This window comes from Chelativorans intermedius (genome assembly GCF_025398255.1).
Taxonomy (GTDB): Bacteria; Pseudomonadota; Alphaproteobacteria; order Rhizobiales; family Rhizobiaceae; genus Chelativorans; species Chelativorans intermedius.
In genome coordinates, this window is the sequence record NZ_JAODNW010000003.1 from 252,820 (window position 1) to 266,420 (window position 13,601).

The 13,601-nt window shown below is 67.2% G+C and carries 18 protein-coding genes; 6 read left to right on the plus strand and 12 right to left on the minus strand.

The annotated features are described in order from the left end of the window. The 10 genes from NYR58_RS05150 to NYR58_RS05195 form a co-directional block, all read right to left on the minus strand. Positions 1 to 1,101 (minus strand): flagellar basal body P-ring protein FlgI, encoded by a 1,101-nt coding sequence (locus NYR58_RS05150; protein WP_261519404.1) that lies wholly within the window; start codon positions 1,099 to 1,101, stop codon positions 1 to 3. Continuing rightward, positions 1,098 to 1,568, minus strand: a complete 471-nt coding sequence (gene flgA / locus NYR58_RS05155) for a flagellar basal body P-ring formation chaperone FlgA (RefSeq protein ID WP_261519405.1) — start codon at positions 1,566 to 1,568, stop codon at positions 1,098 to 1,100. The genes NYR58_RS05150 and flgA overlap by 4 nt, the downstream gene beginning before the upstream one ends. A 7-nt stretch (positions 1,569 to 1,575) precedes the next feature. Beyond that, positions 1,576 to 2,364 carry a flagellar basal-body rod protein FlgG gene (gene flgG / locus NYR58_RS05160; protein WP_261519406.1) on the minus strand — a complete coding sequence of 263 codons (789 nt, stop codon included), beginning with the start codon at positions 2,362 to 2,364 and terminating at the stop codon, positions 1,576 to 1,578. Between the two features lie 11 nt (positions 2,365 to 2,375). Then, complete coding sequence (locus tag NYR58_RS05165) at positions 2,376 to 2,678, minus strand: flagellar hook-basal body complex protein FliE (protein ID WP_261519407.1); 303 nt, start codon at positions 2,676 to 2,678, stop codon at positions 2,376 to 2,378. Beyond that, positions 2,675 to 3,097 carry a flagellar basal body rod protein FlgC gene (flgC, locus tag NYR58_RS05170; RefSeq protein ID WP_261519408.1) on the minus strand — a complete coding sequence of 141 codons (423 nt, stop codon included), beginning with the start codon at positions 3,095 to 3,097 and terminating at the stop codon, positions 2,675 to 2,677. Before flgC ends, NYR58_RS05165 begins: the two co-directional genes overlap by 4 nt. A gap of 4 nt (positions 3,098 to 3,101) precedes the next feature. After that, entirely contained in the window at positions 3,102 to 3,479 is a 378-nt protein-coding gene (gene flgB / locus NYR58_RS05175; protein ID WP_261519409.1) for a flagellar basal body rod protein FlgB, read from the minus strand. Positions 3,480 to 3,550: 71 nt separating this feature from the next. Continuing rightward, complete coding sequence (locus tag NYR58_RS05180; RefSeq protein WP_261519410.1) at positions 3,551 to 4,147, minus strand: hypothetical protein; 597 nt, start codon at positions 4,145 to 4,147, stop codon at positions 3,551 to 3,553. Further along, positions 4,137 to 5,510, minus strand: a complete 1,374-nt coding sequence (gene fliI, locus NYR58_RS05185) for a flagellar protein export ATPase FliI (RefSeq protein WP_261519411.1) — start codon at positions 5,508 to 5,510, stop codon at positions 4,137 to 4,139. The genes NYR58_RS05180 and fliI overlap by 11 nt, the downstream gene beginning before the upstream one ends. Next, entirely contained in the window at positions 5,510 to 6,229 is a 720-nt protein-coding gene (gene flgF / locus NYR58_RS05190) for a flagellar basal-body rod protein FlgF (protein WP_261519412.1), read from the minus strand. The genes fliI and flgF overlap by 1 nt, the downstream gene beginning before the upstream one ends. Before the next feature lie 3 nt (positions 6,230 to 6,232). Further along, positions 6,233 to 7,003: a DUF1217 domain-containing protein gene (locus tag NYR58_RS05195; protein ID WP_261519413.1), complete on the minus strand. Its 771-nt coding sequence runs from the start codon at positions 7,001 to 7,003 to the stop codon at positions 6,233 to 6,235. A gap of 135 nt (positions 7,004 to 7,138) precedes the next feature. Here NYR58_RS05195 and motA point away from each other — a divergent pair, with 135 nt between their 5' ends. The 6 genes from motA (at position 7,139) to NYR58_RS05225 (ending at position 12,007) form a co-directional block, all read left to right on the plus strand. Continuing rightward, positions 7,139 to 8,023, plus strand: coding sequence for a flagellar motor stator protein MotA (gene motA / locus NYR58_RS05200; RefSeq protein WP_261519414.1), 885 nt, complete (start codon positions 7,139 to 7,141; stop codon positions 8,021 to 8,023). A 5-nt stretch (positions 8,024 to 8,028) separates the two neighbouring features. Further along, positions 8,029 to 8,973: a FliM/FliN family flagellar motor switch protein gene (locus NYR58_RS05205; protein ID WP_261519451.1), complete on the plus strand. Its 945-nt coding sequence runs from the start codon at positions 8,029 to 8,031 to the stop codon at positions 8,971 to 8,973. A gap of 13 nt (positions 8,974 to 8,986) precedes the next feature. Continuing rightward, positions 8,987 to 9,346: a flagellar motor switch protein FliN gene (fliN, locus tag NYR58_RS05210; protein WP_261519415.1), complete on the plus strand. Its 360-nt coding sequence runs from the start codon at positions 8,987 to 8,989 to the stop codon at positions 9,344 to 9,346. Between the two features lie 31 nt (positions 9,347 to 9,377). Continuing rightward, positions 9,378 to 10,379 carry a flagellar motor switch protein FliG gene (locus NYR58_RS05215; RefSeq protein WP_261519416.1) on the plus strand — a complete coding sequence of 334 codons (1,002 nt, stop codon included), beginning with the start codon at positions 9,378 to 9,380 and terminating at the stop codon, positions 10,377 to 10,379. Positions 10,380 to 10,481: 102 nt separating this feature from the next. Continuing rightward, entirely contained in the window at positions 10,482 to 11,570 is a 1,089-nt protein-coding gene (gene flhB, locus NYR58_RS05220; RefSeq protein WP_261519417.1) for a flagellar biosynthesis protein FlhB, read from the plus strand. Then, a complete protein-coding gene (locus NYR58_RS05225) occupies positions 11,567 to 12,007 on the plus strand; it encodes a hypothetical protein (protein ID WP_261519418.1) in 441 nt (146 codons plus the stop codon). The genes flhB and NYR58_RS05225 overlap by 4 nt, the downstream gene beginning before the upstream one ends. 2 nt (positions 12,008 to 12,009) lie before the next feature. Here the strand turns inward: NYR58_RS05225 and NYR58_RS05230 are convergent, their stop codons facing one another. Together NYR58_RS05230 and NYR58_RS05235 are read right to left on the minus strand one after the other, a co-directional pair. After that, positions 12,010 to 12,702: a helix-turn-helix transcriptional regulator gene (locus NYR58_RS05230; RefSeq protein WP_261519419.1), complete on the minus strand. Its 693-nt coding sequence runs from the start codon at positions 12,700 to 12,702 to the stop codon at positions 12,010 to 12,012. Positions 12,703 to 12,718: 16 nt separating this feature from the next. Continuing rightward, on the minus strand, positions 12,719 to 13,411 hold the full coding sequence (locus tag NYR58_RS05235) for a helix-turn-helix transcriptional regulator (RefSeq protein WP_261519420.1): 693 nt from the start codon (positions 13,409 to 13,411) through the stop codon (positions 12,719 to 12,721). Positions 13,412 to 13,601 lie beyond the last annotated feature (190 nt).

Here is a 13,601-nt window from a genome sequence, read left to right on the forward strand (position 1 = left end):
CTATTGCAACACCAGCTCGGCCTGCAGCGCACCGGCGGACTTGATGCCCTGCAGGATGGCAATGATGCCGTCCGGCTTCACGCCGAGCCGGTTGAGCCCGGCAACCAACGTCTGCAGATCGGGACCATCGAGCACGGCCAGCTTGGCGTCGGGCCGATCGGCGTCGATGACGGTGAAGGGCTCGGTCTCGGTCTCGCCGCGCGAGAAGGGCTCGGGCTGGACGACACGCGGCATCTCCGTCACGCGCACCGTCAGCGTGCCGTGGCTGATGGCGACGCGCGAGATGCGCACGTCGTTGCCGATGACGACCGTTCCCGTGCGCTCGTCGACGACCACGCGCGCCGGCGAATCCACTTCGACGGGGAGGTTTTCGAGCTCGGCATAGAAGCGGGCGGCGGAGACGCCCTTCGGCTTGCGGATCACAACGGTGCGCGAATTCTGCTCGGAGGCGAGGCTTGCGCCGTAGCGGCGGTTCGTGAATGCGTTGATGGTGTCCGTCACGCGCAGCGCGGTGGAAAAGTCCGGGTTGCGCAACTGCAGCGTCAGCATGAGCATGTCGTTGAAGGTGGCCTCGACATGGCGCTCGATGAGGGCGCCGTTGGGCACCCGCCCGGCGGTGGGCACGCCCTGGGTCAGCGTCTCGGCCTGGCCCTCGGCCTGAAAGCCGGAAACGATCACGGGTCCCTGCGCGACGGCATAGATTTCGCCATCGGCGGCGCGCAGCGGAGTCATGACCAGGGTGCCCCCGGCCAGCGAGGTGGCATCGCCCAGCGAGGAGACCGAGGCGTCGATGCGCATGCCCGATTGCACGAAGGGCGGCAGGTTGGCGGTAACGATCACCGCGGCGACATTCTTTGCCCGTGCCCGCCCTCCCTCCGTGGCGATGCCGAGATTCTGCAGCATGGCGCGCAGCGACTGTTCCGTGAAGGGCGCATTGCGCAGGCTGTCGCCGGTGCCGTTCAGGCCGATCACCAGGCCATAGCCGATGAGCTGGTTGTCGCGGCTTGCCTGAAGTTCGGCAATGTCCTTGATGCGCGAGGCCGCCGCCGCGGGCTGCGCGGCGAGAAGGACCATTGCGAGAAGCAGCAGGCGCGCGATCATGAGGCCCCGACCCTGACCGTTCCGTCGCTCATCACCGTGCCGGTGATGACGGCGCCGCTGTCCAGATTGCGCAGCCTGATGAGGTCGCCCGCCGCGCCCGATTGCAGCGGCACGGCCACCAGCGAGATGGTCAGCGCGCCGGCGGTGAAGACGACGGTCACGGCCGTTCCCTGCTCGACGAGATAGGGCTCGCGTACGGAGGAAAGGGGCACCAGCCGGCCCGGCAGCAGAGTGCGCCGGGCCACCTTGCCGTCCAGCTCTTCCGGTCCGCGGGCGACTTCCGCCATGTGGCGCTGCGGGCGGCGCAGAACCACCTCGCGCAGGGCTTCGGCGGTCACGGTTTCGCCCGGATAGATCACGCGCACGGGAACGACCACCATGTCCTGGGCGACCGCGGGCAGGGGGGCGCAGGCGAGGGTGGCCAGAAGCCCCGCCAGAAGAACCCGCCGCCCTGGGAAACCGCTCATCATCGCCCTACCGTATCGCCTGGGTCACGGTGGCGGCCATCTCGTCAGCCGCGGTGATGACCTTGGAGTTCATTTCGTAGGCGCGCTGGGCGGAGATGAGATCGGTGATTTCCTTCACCGGATCGACGTTGGAATCCTCCAGATAGCCTTGCTCGACCGTGGCAAAGCCCGGATCGCCCGGCACGCCCACCGTGGCCGGGCCCGAAGCGGCGGTCTCGCGGAACAGGTTGTTGCCGATGGGGGCCAGCCCGGCCTCGTTGGCGAAGGTGGCAAGCGTGAGCTGGCCGAGTTCCTGAAGCTCGGCCTGGCCTTCGACGCGGGCGAAGACCTGGCCCGACTTGTTGACCACCACTTCCACCGTGTTGTTCGGCACCACGATCTCCGGCACCACCGGAAAGCCGTCGACGGTGACGAGCTGACCGTTCGCATTGGTGTTGAAGGCTCCGGCACGGGTATAGAGAATCTCGCCGTCCGCGCCCTCGATCTCGAACCATCCCTTGCCCACCAGCGCCAGGTCGAGCTCGTTGCCGGTGTTGGTGAGCGAGCCCTGGGTATGCAGGTTGCGCACCGCGGTCGTCTTCACGCCCAGGCCGATATTGGCGCCTTCCGGCACGATGTTCTGGTTGGCCCTTTCGGGTACGCCCTGCAGCCTCTCCGCCTGATAGAGCAGATCGGAGAATTCGGCACGGGCGCGCTTGAAGCCGGTGGTGTTGATGTTGGCGATGTTGTTGGCGATCACCTCCAGATTGGTCTGCTGGGCGCTCATGCCGGTGGCGGCGATGGAAAGGGCTTTCATGGGCGTCTTCCTCAGATCGACATGCGGCTTATGTCGAGATAGGCTTCCACGATCTTGTCGCGGATGGCGATCGCGGCGCGCAGCGACTGCTCGGCGCTCATCACCGCATCGACCACGGCGCGCGTGTCGGCCTCGCCGCGCAGCGCATCGAGCGACAGCGCCTCGGCCTTTTCCAGCCGGGCAACGGTGTTGCCCGCCAGCTCCGTGACCATGGAGGCAAAGGCATCGCCTGCCGCCGTCTTCGCCGTCTGCGTCTCGGATAGCAGCGAACGCGTGTCGGAAAGGGGGGCGATGCCGCCAAGGCCGTTGATCATGAATTGCTCCGCAACAGGTCGATGGTCATGGAAATCATCTCGCGGGCCTGCTTGAGGGTCTGCAGGTTGGCCTCGTAGCTGCGGCTGGCCTCGCGCATGTCGGCCATCTCCACGAGCATGTTCACATTCGGCAGCTTGACGTAGCCGAATTCATCCGCCGCCTCGTGGCCGGGCATGTATTCGACGGGGAACTCGGTGGGATCGCGGGCTATTGCCGAGACCTCCACCATGCTGCCGCCCGTGACCCGGTCGAGCTCGGCGGAGAAGCTGATGGTCTTGCGGCGGTAGGGGTCGCCGCCGGGAATGTCGCTGGTGGATTGCGCGTTGGCCAGGTTCTCGGAGACCACGCGCATGCGCTCCGACTGGGCGGTGAGACCGGAGCCGGAGACCTTGAGTGCGGCGGAAAGCGCGTCGACCATGCCTCTAGCCCCGTGCCGTCATCGTCATCATGCGGTGAAAGGCCTTGACGATGGCCGTGTTGAGCTCGAAGGCGCGGCGGATCTCGCCGGCCTTGATCAACTCGTTCTCCAGCACGACGCTGTTCTCGGAGGGCAGGAGTTCGACATCCTCCTGCTCGTTGAGGGCAAAGCCCGCCTCCGTGGCCCCCATTTTCTGGTGTAGCGGGTTGGTCGCCTGCAGGGCCACCCGCGTGCCGCCGAGCACGCTTTCGAACGGTTCCACGTCGATGGCCTTGTAGCCCGGCGTGTTGATGTTGGCGATGTTGCCGGCCACCGTCGCCTGACGCACCGAGAGCCAGCGCGCCTGCTGCGTGGCGAGATCGAACAGATTGACAGGTTGCATGGCAACTCCCATCGGCTTTCGCGGCCCAAAGTAGGGGGCCAGTCTTGCGTGGGCCTTGCGTCAGGCGCTGCCTATCGCTCCAATCGTACCTCGGTATCCCTGGAGGTGATGAGAACCCAGGAGCCCTCGCGCTCGACGATCCTCGCAACCCGGCTGCCGTCGGGAAGCGGCGAGCCGTGCTGGACGATCCAGAATCCTTCCTCGTCCTCGATCATGGCGCGGCCATTGCCCGCGTCGATGAGACGGAAGCTCAGCCGGTCGCCGGGAAAGGGCTGGCGGGGCAGGTCGTCGGGCTCGACGCGCGGCGCGTCGGGCACCGTGCCGGTGGGAAAGAAGTCGAGTTGCGGGCGGCCTTCGGGCGGCGGCATCAGCCGTTCGCCCAGCGGCTGTATGCTTGCCGCCAGGCCCGGCGCGGCACGTCCGTCTGCCTGGCCGGAGAAGGTGAGCGGGCGAATGCCGAACTTCTCCTGGTGGAGGAAGATGTACCAGGGAAACAGCGCGCACACCGCCGCAAGACCGATGCCGCAGCCGGCGATCAGCCAATCGCTGCTGACGCGCGGCAGCCGAGGTCGCCGGAGACGCCTCTTCTTGTCCTTCTCGGGCACCTCCTCCAAGGTTTCCACCGGGGTGGCATCGGGCAGAACGAGGCCGGCAAGCTTATCCTTCACGCCTTTCCTCCTTCAGCTTCAGTTTCTGGGCCAACTCGGCAAAGGGGTCGGCGGACGTTCGCTCTCCGGGTGCCTGCTTGAGCGCCTCGTAGATCGCCGGCACCTGGCGCACCGCCATGTCCAGCTCCGGATCGAGGCCGGTCTGCACTCCGCCCAGAAGGCGGATGTCGCGGGTTTCCTCAAAACGGGCGATCATCGCCTTCAGGCGCTGCACGAGCAGCCGCTTCTCCTCGCTCCACGCCCGCTGGGCCAGCCGTGAGATGGAGGCCAGCGGATCGACCGGGGGATAGCGCCCCTGCTCGGCGATGGCCCGGTCCAGCACCACATGCCCGTCGAGGATGCCGCGCACGCAATCGGCCACGGGGTCGTTGTGGTCGTCACCGTCGACCAGCACCGACAGGATGGCCGTGATGGAGCCGTGGCCGTCCTCGCCGGGGCCGGCGCGTTCGAGCAGCCGGGGCAGGTCGGTGAAGACCGAGGCCGGATAGCCGCGCGCCACCGGCGGCTCGCCGGCGCCGGTGGCCACCTCGCGGGCGGCATGGGCATAGCGGGTGATGGAATCGAGGATAAGCAGAACCTTTTCGCCCCGGTCGCGGAAGCTTTCGGCAACGCGCATGGCGGTGTCGGCGGCGCGGCGGCGCATCATGGCGCTTTCGTCGCTGGTCGCCACCACGGCCACGGTCTTCTCCATACCGGCCTTGCCGATGGTATCCTCGAGGAACTCGCGCACCTCGCGGCCGCGCTCGCCGATCATGGCCACCACCACGGTGTCGAAGGCCTCGGCCCGCGCCAGCATGGCCAGAAGCGTCGACTTTCCGACGCCCGAGCCGGCGAAGATGCCAAGGCGCTGGCCATGGCAAAGCGGGGTGAAGATGTCGATGACGCGCACCCCGGTCATGAAGGGCGTGGCAATGCGCTGGCGGCGCAGGACCGGTGGCGTGCGCGGCCTGGCGGCATCGGGTTCTGCCGGCCGGCAGACGAGGGGCGGGCCGTCGTCCACGGGCTGGCCCAGCGCATCGACGACGCGCCCGCGCCAGCTTTCGTGCGGCGCGATGTGGAGCGGCCCGGCGTTGAAGACCGGCTGGCCCAGGCCGGCCTCGGCGCTCTCCTTGAAGGGGGCGACCAGAAGATCCTCGGCGCTGATGCGTACCACTTCGCCGCGGTGCTCCGCCCCGCCGCAGCGGAAGGAAACGATGTCTCCCAGCCGCGCCGCCTGCGACAGTCCGCGCACACGATAGTGAGTGGGGGTCACCTCGCAGATGCGACCGCCGGGACGGACGATGCGCCGCGGCGCGCGAAAGCGCAGATAAGTGCCCTCCAGCAGGGCAAGCGCGTTGGTGCCGGCCGGCTCCATGCCATCCATCAGCTTCCCATCGTCTTGATGGCGTCCTTCATGGCGGTGTCGCTGTCACGCATCAGGGCGCTTACCTGCTCGAAGGCGCGCTGCACCTGGATGAGGCGCATCATCTCTCGCACCGGATTCACGTTGGACTCTTCCAGGAAGCCCTGGGCCACGCCGACATCCGGGCGGTCGACCACCGGCTGCGGCTGAACGTCCGGCAGGAAGCCCGAGTTTCCGTAGCGCTGTGCGTTGGGGCCGGGAGTGAAGGCAAACAGGCCGATGGCGCCGAGAAGCTGGCCGTTCTGGCGCAGCGTGCCATCGGCACCGGCCTCCGGCGGGCCGGCCTGCGGGTCGAGAACCAGCGGCGCGCCGCCGGGGTCGAGGACGGGATGGCCTTCGAGGGTGACGAGCTCGCCCGTCTCCAGCATGGTGAAACGGCCGTCGCGCGTCATCATCGGTCCGGCCGGCGTTTCCACGGCGAACCATGCATCGCCCTGAACGGCGAAATCGAAGGGGCTGCCCGTCTCGCGAAGGCCGCCTGAACGCGTGTCGTAGAAGTCGCTGCCGGTGGCGACGAAACTCACCGATTCGTCGGTCAGCCCGCTCATCACGGCGTCGAAGGTGATACCTCCGGCGCGGAAGCCCACCGTGCCGGCATTGGCGACATTGTCGGCCAGCGTCGTCAAGCGGCGCTCAAGCGCCATCTGCGAGGACAGCGCGACGTAGAGTCCGGTCTGCACGGTCTATTTCCTCATCTGCGCGATGCTCAGGAGCACGTCGGTCGAAACGCCGAAGGCGGCGGGCCGGGTGAACAGCGCGGCGATGGAGTTCTGGGCGCCGCCGGGATTGTTGGCCTCCCACATGGCGGTGAAGCGCTTGAGGAAGTCCTCCAGCTTTTCGGGGTCCTGGAAATCGGCGATGTCGATGCGCTCCTTGAAGAGCTCGACCTGCTTGTCGATGTCGGCCTGGGCGAGCAGATCGGGAAGGCCGAGCGCGGTGCGCACCACCTTGGAAAGCGCGGCGTCGGCCAGCACGTCGTAGAAGGAGTCAATGTCCTTTGCCTTGCGTTCGAAATAGAGCGCCAGGCGCACGCCCTCGTTCTGTCGGCCCGCCTCTTCCTCCAGCGTCTGGCGCAAATATTTGTTCACCGTGCCTGTGGTGGGGCTGTAGAAGCTCGTGGTCTCCTCGCCGTAGCGGGCGAAATTGAAGGTCTTCACGAACTCCTTGTAGCGCGGGTCGGTGAGCTTGTTGGCGAAGCTGTCTTCCTCGTCGATGCCCTCCTTCAGCGCCTTGACCATGAAAGCCTTGGCATAGGCCATGTCTTCCAGCCCGTGCGCCTTCATCGCGTAGCGGAAGAGGCGGTCGTCGGCGACGAACTCCTCGATCGTCTTCACCTTCTCGATGTTTTCCCGGTAATACGCCGTCTCGCGGCTCACCATCGGCTGCGCCTCGATACGGCTCAAGGACTGGCCGATGTCGCGCGTAATCAGCAGATAGCTCGTGTAGGTGTTCATCGCGACGTTCCCGCTCTCCGGGTGGAAACGCTAGCGGTGCTGCCTTGCGCGAGGCTTTCCTTCGCCCTTTCAAGCCTCACGCAAGCCACGACGGCTAGTGCGGAAGGGGAGATTTGTCATGGCAAGGGTCGCAACGTGGGCATTCTTATAGGACTTGTCGTCACCCTGGGCTGCGTGATCGGCGGCTTCATGGCCATGGGCGGGCACATCGAGGTGCTGATCCAGCCCTGGGAGCTCGTCATCATCGGTGGTGCGGCGCTGGGCACCTTTCTGGTCGCCACGCCCATGGCGACGGTCAAGGATACGGGCCGGGCGTGCATGGAGGCTTTCAAGCATGCCGTGCCGAAGCAGACGGAGTATCTGGAAACGCTGGGCGTGCTGCACAGCCTGATGCGCGAGCTGCGGGCGAAGTCGCGCAGCGAGGTGGAGGCCCATATCGACAACCCGGAAGAATCGGCGATCTTCCAGGCATTCCCCACGGTGCTGAAGAACCGGGACCTGACGAATTTCATCTGCGACTACTGCCGCATCATCATCATCGGCAATGCCCGACCCTTCGAGATCGAGGCGCTGATGGACGAGGAGATCCAGACCATCCGCCGTGACAAGCTGAAGCCCTACCACGCGCTTTCCTCGGTTGCCGACGGGCTGCCGGCGCTCGGCATCGTGGCGGCGGTGCTAGGCGTCATCAAGGCCATGGGGGCGCTCGACCAGTCACCGGAGATCCTCGGCGCGCTGGTCGGTGCGGCACTGGTCGGCACCTTTCTCGGCATCTTCCTGTCCTATGCCGTGGTCGGTCCCATCGCCGCCAAGATCAAGCTCGTGCGCGAGAAGAACAACCGCCTCTACGTGATCGTCAAGCAGACGCTGCTGGCCTACATGAACGGCTCGCTGCCGCAGGTGGCCGTGGAGTTCGGGCGCAAGACGATCTCCGCCTATGATCGTCCCTCCATCGACGCGGTCGAGCAGAGCACGCTGGCACCCGGACAGCCGAGCGATGCGGAGAGGAAGGCGGCGTGAGCGCGATGGCGGCGAAGGCCGAAAACCCGGAGCTGATGCGCAAGCTCATTGTCGAGCGGCTGGTCGGCGAGACCGGCGATCCGCATCATGTCACCGAGTCGGCGCGCGCTGCCGCCATGCGGGCCTTGCCGGCGCTTGCCGAGGCGCTGGAAGAGCGCTTTCCCCAGCCGCTTGCCGTCGATGTGACAGAGATCGAGGTGGTGCGTCTTGCGCAATTGAAGCCGCAGGCCGATTCCTTCGATGCCCTGGTTGTGGTTCCGGCCGCAGCCTCGCGCGACGCGCTGACCATGCGGCTCGACCCGCAGGCGCTCTCCCTGCTCGTCTCCTCCTTCTTCGGCGGCGATCCGGACATTCCCCCGCCGCCGCTCGAACGGGTTCCCTCCCGCATCGAGCTCGATGTCGCGGCAATGGTGTTCGAGATTTTCGCCAAGGCCCTCAATGGCGAAGGGCCGCGCGCGCTGGGCCTGCGCCTGCCCGTGCCGCAGCCGCTCGCCGGACCCGGCGACTTCAAGCGCTTCGTGGTGCGTGACGGGCCGGGCGTGTGCATCACCTTTTCGCTCGGGGCGGGCGAGTCTGCCGGGCGGCTGACTGCCTGGATGCCCCAGCGCGTCGTCTTGGAGGGGCGCCGCGCGGCCGCACCGGATGCCGCCGGCGAGAAGCTGCAGGCCAGCGAGTGGCGCCGCCGCTTCAGCGACGAGGTGCTGCGCTCCCACGTGGAGCTGACGGCGACCGTTCCCCTGGCGAAGCTGCCGCTCAAGGCGCTCATGGGGCTCAGGGAGGGCCAGGTTCTGGAGCTGCACGAAAAGGCGCAGTCCGAGACGCGGCTTTCGGTGCGCGGGCGCACGATTTTCATCTGCGAGTTCGGCAAGCTTGGGCAGCACTATACGGTGCGGCTGACGCGGCCATTCGATGCCAGGCAGGAAGTGCTCGACGGGCTGGCCGCCAGCTAGACAGGAGAAGGAAATGCGCAAGAGCGAACCGGCAAGCGAGGAACTGGGCGACGAGCCGCTCAACAAGGCGATCGAGGAGCTGCGCGATGCCCTGCAGGAGGACGGCGCATCGTCCGCTGCCGGCCATGCGGGCTTTGTCATGAACATCCCTGTGGAGGTGCAGATCGTGCTGGGAACGGCGGAGATGCCGGTGTCCGGGCTGATGGCCCTGCAGAAGGGCTCCACCGTCTCCCTTGACCGGCGCATCGGGGAGCCGGTCGACATCGTGGTCAACGGCCGGCGGATCGCGCGCGGCGAGATTACCCTGCTGGAGGACGATCCGAGCCGTTTCGGCGTCCGGCTGACGGAGATCGGCGGCGCGGCGGCGCAATGACGGGCGACATCTCCACTACAGGTATGGGGCGATGGGGGCAGCGGTGAAGCTTACCCAGGCGCAAAAGGCGGCGGCCATCCTGGTCGCCATGGGCAAGCCTTCGGCGGGGCGGCTGCTCAAGTTCTTCAAACAGGAGGAACTGAAGGCGCTGGTGGAGGCGGCGCGGGTATTGCGCACCATTCCCCAGGCAGAGCTCGAAAAGGTGGTGGAGGAGTTCGAGCACGAGTTCACCGAAGGCGCGGGCCTGCTCGACTCGGCCGACAGCATGGACACCATACTGAGCGAATCGCTGTCCCCGGAGGAGATCAGCGTCCTGATGGGACGCAGCAAGCCGGCGCTTTCCAGGGAGGAGGTCTGGGCGGAGCTCGAAAAGGTCGAGCCGGCGCGGCTGGCGCAGCTTCTGGAGCGTGAGCACCCGCAGACCGCGGCGGTGATCCTTGCCCAGATGGCGCCCAAGACCGCCTCGAAGGTGATCCTCGTCCTCGGCAAGGCCAGGCGCGGCGACGTGATGCGCCGCATGGCCGCGCTGGGGCAGGTGCCGCCCGCCGCGCGGGCGCTCATCGAGAAGCGCATCGCGGAGATCCTGCGTGCGGAGGCCGGCGGCAAGGATGCCTCCGCCGGCCAGGCCCGGGTGGCGAGCGTCCTCAACGAGATGGACAAGGCGGAGGTGGACGAGCTCATCGGCGATCTGGAGGCGGCCGGCGCGGAAGACATTGAGGCCATCCGGGCGCGCCTCTTCAGCTTCGAGGAAATCGTGGATCTGCCGCACAAGGCGCGTGTGGCGCTGTTCGACGGGCTGGCAACGGATCTCGTCACGCTTGCCCTGCGCAACGCGCCGCAGGAGCTGGTGGAGGCGGCGCTTTCGGCACTCGGCCAGCGTTCGCGGCGAATGATCGAGGCGGAGCTGGCGATGCCGGCAGACGGAATCCCGGCCGAGGACATTGCGCAGGCGCAGAGGCGCATCGCGGCCACGGCCGTGGAGCTGTCGCAGAAGGGACTCTTCGATCTGCCCTCCGCGCAGAAGGCGGCATAGAGGCTGTCGAACGCCTGGGCGGGCGTGCCGCCCCCACGATGGCATCTGCGCCGGGGGCTTCGGCGTTGATGCGCACAGAAACAGAGCCAGTGTCCAGAGCCGATGTCGGACGCCCCAGACAAGGAAAGCAAGACCGAAGAGCCCACCGAGAAGAAGGTGCGCGACACGGTGGAAAAGGGCCAATTGCCCTTCTCGCGCGAGGCACCGGCCTTTGCCTCCTTTCTCGCCATCCTGGTCTTCGTGCTTTTCTTCGCCCGCGACAGTGCGGCCGAGCTGGGCGGCTTTCTCTCCATCTTCATCGAACGGGCGGAGGAATGGCAGCTCGGCACCCAGTCGGACGCGATCGCGCTTTACCGCATCGTCTTTCTGGAGATCGCCAAGGTGTGCGGCACCGTCATGCTGCTCCTGGTGTCGGCGGGGCTGGCCGCCTCGCTGTTGCAGAACACGCCGCGCTTCGTGCTGGAGCGCATCCGGCCCAAGGCGTCGCACATCTCGCCGGTCAAAGGCTGGTCGCGCCTGTTCGGCGCGCGGGGGATGGTGGAGTTTGCGAAGTCGCTCGGCAAGCTCCTCGTGGTCGGCGGCTTCGTCGCGTGGACGTTGCGGGCGGCGGATGTGCGGCTGCTCTCCGGCATGATTACCCCTCCCCTGGCCTTCACCGTGACCATACGCGACATTGCCGTCGACATTCTGGTTGCCGTCACCGCCGTGATGACGGTGATCGCCGTGGCCGACATCGCCTGGTCCCGCTTCAGTTGGCGGCAGGACCTGCGCATGACGCGCCAGGAGGTGAAGGACGAGCTCAAGCAGACGGAAGGCGACCCGATCGTCAGGGCGCGGCAGCGCTCGCTCGCCCGGGATCGGGCGCGCCGGCGCATGATGGCCGCGGTGCCGCGGGCCACGCTGGTGATCGCAAACCCGACCCACTATGCCATCGCCCTGCGCTACCGGCGCGGCGAGGACGCGGCCCCCGTCGTCGTCGCCAAGGGGCAGGACCTCATCGCGCTGAAAATCCGCGAAATCGCGCGCGAGCACGGCATCCCCGTCTTCGAGGAGCCGTCGCTTGCCCGCTCCATGTACAAGCAAGTTTCGGTGGATAGCATGATCCCATCTGAATTCTACAAGGCGGTGGCCGAGCTGGTGCGTCGCGTCTACCGGATTGGGGAGGGGACAAGGAAAGGCGACATGAAATGATCAGACAGCCGCACTCCGCCGCGCGCGAGGTCATCGTTGCCAGGGCCATCCGCGATGTTGTCAACGAGCTGCGGCTCATCGAGCTCGCCGACTATGTGGCCTTCATCCGCCTGGAGAGCATGGCGAGCATCGCCGACATCGTGGAGTCGGCGGCCGAGCTCTATTTCCTTCCCGGCACGCTGCGCTTCGGCCGCGGCTGCGAGGCCCATGTCGGCTGGACGGAAACGCCCTGGATCGCGCTCGACCTGGAGCTGCGGCCGAGGGGAGCCACGGTCTATTTCACCCTGTCTCTGGGCCCCCAGCAGGCGGCCGTGGAGCTTAACTATGTGGCCTTCGACCGTCCATTCGACGACCCGGAAGACAACTCGGCCTTTCTGGAAGCGGCGCTTGCGGATGCGCGCATCCGCAAGACGATGCCCGACTGCACCGTGGAATAAGCCTATTCGATCAGCCCTTCGCGCAGCGCCTTGGCCACGGCGTGAACGCGGTTGGCCGCGTTCAGCTTCTCCGCGACATTTGCCAGATACTGGTTGGCGGTGTGGACCGAAAGGCCGAGCCGGCGGGCGATGTCGTCGCTGGTCAGACCATCCGCGGTCAGCCGCAGGCACTGCAGCTCGCGCGGTGAGACGGCCGGAAGATCGGGCGCCGTGCGCGCCGGCTGCGCCTCCGGCAATGCGTCGAACAGGGCATGGGCGCGTGCATGGATGCCCATGAGCATCTCCTCCTCGCCGCATATCCGCCTGCCGGCGAAGACAATGGTGCCATGCCCGCCCGCCGCGCCGACGAGGGGAAAGGCAAGGCCCGCGCGCGACGCGCTGCAGTCCAGCCGCAGCATCCAGCCGGAAGTGACCGGCAGGGCGCAATACGCTTCCTTTCCCCACCAGAAGATGCATTGGCGTGTTGCCGCGCGCTCGGCAAAACTGTTCGGCAGCGCATCGGGAAGGGCATGCGTCAGCGCGTGGACGGCCGGCCATCCGGCGTCGAGAACCGGCACCAGCCGGCGCTTGCGGGCGGCGATGCGGTAGAGGTGGAAGCTGTCGGCGCCAAGCATTACGCACAGCCGCGCAAGTTCCCCGGCGACTGCTCCGGCTTCCGCCGGCTGGTCGGGCGGGGATGCGACGTCGTTCGGCATGTCTCTCGTCATGGTTTCATATCAGCCCGCGCCGGATGGCCGTGGCGATCGCCATGGCCCGGTTTCTGGCCTGCAGCTTGTGGATGGCATGGGCGACCTGGCTGTTGACCGTGTTGGGGGAGATTCCCAGGATGAGCGCCACCTCATCCGCCGTCTTGCCTTCCGACACCCATGACAGGCACTCGAGCTCGCGCCGGGAAAGCGGGTTGGCCTCGCGGGGTGCGCCATGCGGCAGGGAACTGGAGAGGGCGTAGCAGCAGGCCATCTGCAGGGCCGGCAGCGCGGTGTCGTCGATGCGGCCCGGCTGACCTGCCGAAAGCATCAGGTGCCAGCGCGCCTGGCCCACCGGCAGCGCCAGCACGAAAATCTCCTGATGCCCGTGATGGGCAAGCTCGGCAATCTCCTCGCGCTCCACCAGCGCGGCGAGGGCGAGGGGGTGGAAACCGCGGGCCGCCCTGCCGGGAAGACAGGCCGCCGCGCTCTGCGCCACATGCGCCAGCGCCTCCACGCCCACCGCCGTCACGGCATCGTAGAGCCAGTTGCACAGCACGATGCGCCGTCCGCCGGCGGGCGCCTGCGAACGCAGGAGCAGATGAAACTGAGCTCCCGCTGCGCGCGCCCGGCTGCCGATGAACGCCGCGAGGGAACGGTCCGTCGATGCGCCGGGCGCGGTTGCCCTCTCGGTTTCGTCGCAGATCTGCGCCGCCATGGCCCGCCTGTTCTCTCCAGCTTTCGGCTCTACGCATCACACGATACTTGGTGGCAAGGCGTCGGGCCGCTGTCGGCCGGGCCGCATCTGCCGGGAACAAGATCGGGAGGACACATCAAGACTGCGATGCGCGCTCATGCCGCACCATCGCCCCCGCATGGGCGCAACGATAGGGTGGCCTGCTGATTCG

Excerpts from the sequence above, each read along its gene's own strand:
- fliN (WP_261519415.1), top strand. The coding sequence starts at position 8,987 with ATGCGCAAGAGCGAACCGGCAAGCGAGGAACTGGGCGACGAGCCGCTC.
- flgA (WP_261519405.1), bottom strand. The coding sequence starts at position 1,568 with ATGAGCGGTTTCCCAGGGCGGCGGGTTCTTCTGGCGGGGCTTCTGGCC.
- NYR58_RS05195 (WP_261519413.1), bottom strand. The coding sequence starts at position 7,003 with ATGAACACCTACACGAGCTATCTGCTGATTACGCGCGACATCGGCCAG.
- flgG (WP_261519406.1), bottom strand. The coding sequence starts at position 2,364 with ATGAAAGCCCTTTCCATCGCCGCCACCGGCATGAGCGCCCAGCAGACC.
- NYR58_RS05205 (WP_261519451.1), top strand. The coding sequence starts at position 8,029 with ATGGCGGCGAAGGCCGAAAACCCGGAGCTGATGCGCAAGCTCATTGTC.
- NYR58_RS05235 (WP_261519420.1), bottom strand. The coding sequence starts at position 13,411 with ATGGCGGCGCAGATCTGCGACGAAACCGAGAGGGCAACCGCGCCCGGC.
- flhB (WP_261519417.1), top strand. The coding sequence starts at position 10,482 with ATGTCGGACGCCCCAGACAAGGAAAGCAAGACCGAAGAGCCCACCGAG.
- NYR58_RS05225 (WP_261519418.1), top strand. The coding sequence starts at position 11,567 with ATGATCAGACAGCCGCACTCCGCCGCGCGCGAGGTCATCGTTGCCAGG.
- flgC (WP_261519408.1), bottom strand. The coding sequence starts at position 3,097 with ATGGTCGACGCGCTTTCCGCCGCACTCAAGGTCTCCGGCTCCGGTCTC.
- NYR58_RS05150 (WP_261519404.1), bottom strand. The coding sequence starts at position 1,101 with ATGATCGCGCGCCTGCTGCTTCTCGCAATGGTCCTTCTCGCCGCGCAG.
- NYR58_RS05165 (WP_261519407.1), bottom strand. The coding sequence starts at position 2,678 with ATGATCAACGGCCTTGGCGGCATCGCCCCCCTTTCCGACACGCGTTCG.
- fliI (WP_261519411.1), bottom strand. The coding sequence starts at position 5,510 with ATGGATGGCATGGAGCCGGCCGGCACCAACGCGCTTGCCCTGCTGGAG.
- NYR58_RS05230 (WP_261519419.1), bottom strand. The coding sequence starts at position 12,702 with ATGCCGAACGACGTCGCATCCCCGCCCGACCAGCCGGCGGAAGCCGGA.
- flgB (WP_261519409.1), bottom strand. The coding sequence starts at position 3,479 with ATGCAACCTGTCAATCTGTTCGATCTCGCCACGCAGCAGGCGCGCTGG.
- NYR58_RS05215 (WP_261519416.1), top strand. The coding sequence starts at position 9,378 with ATGGGGGCAGCGGTGAAGCTTACCCAGGCGCAAAAGGCGGCGGCCATC.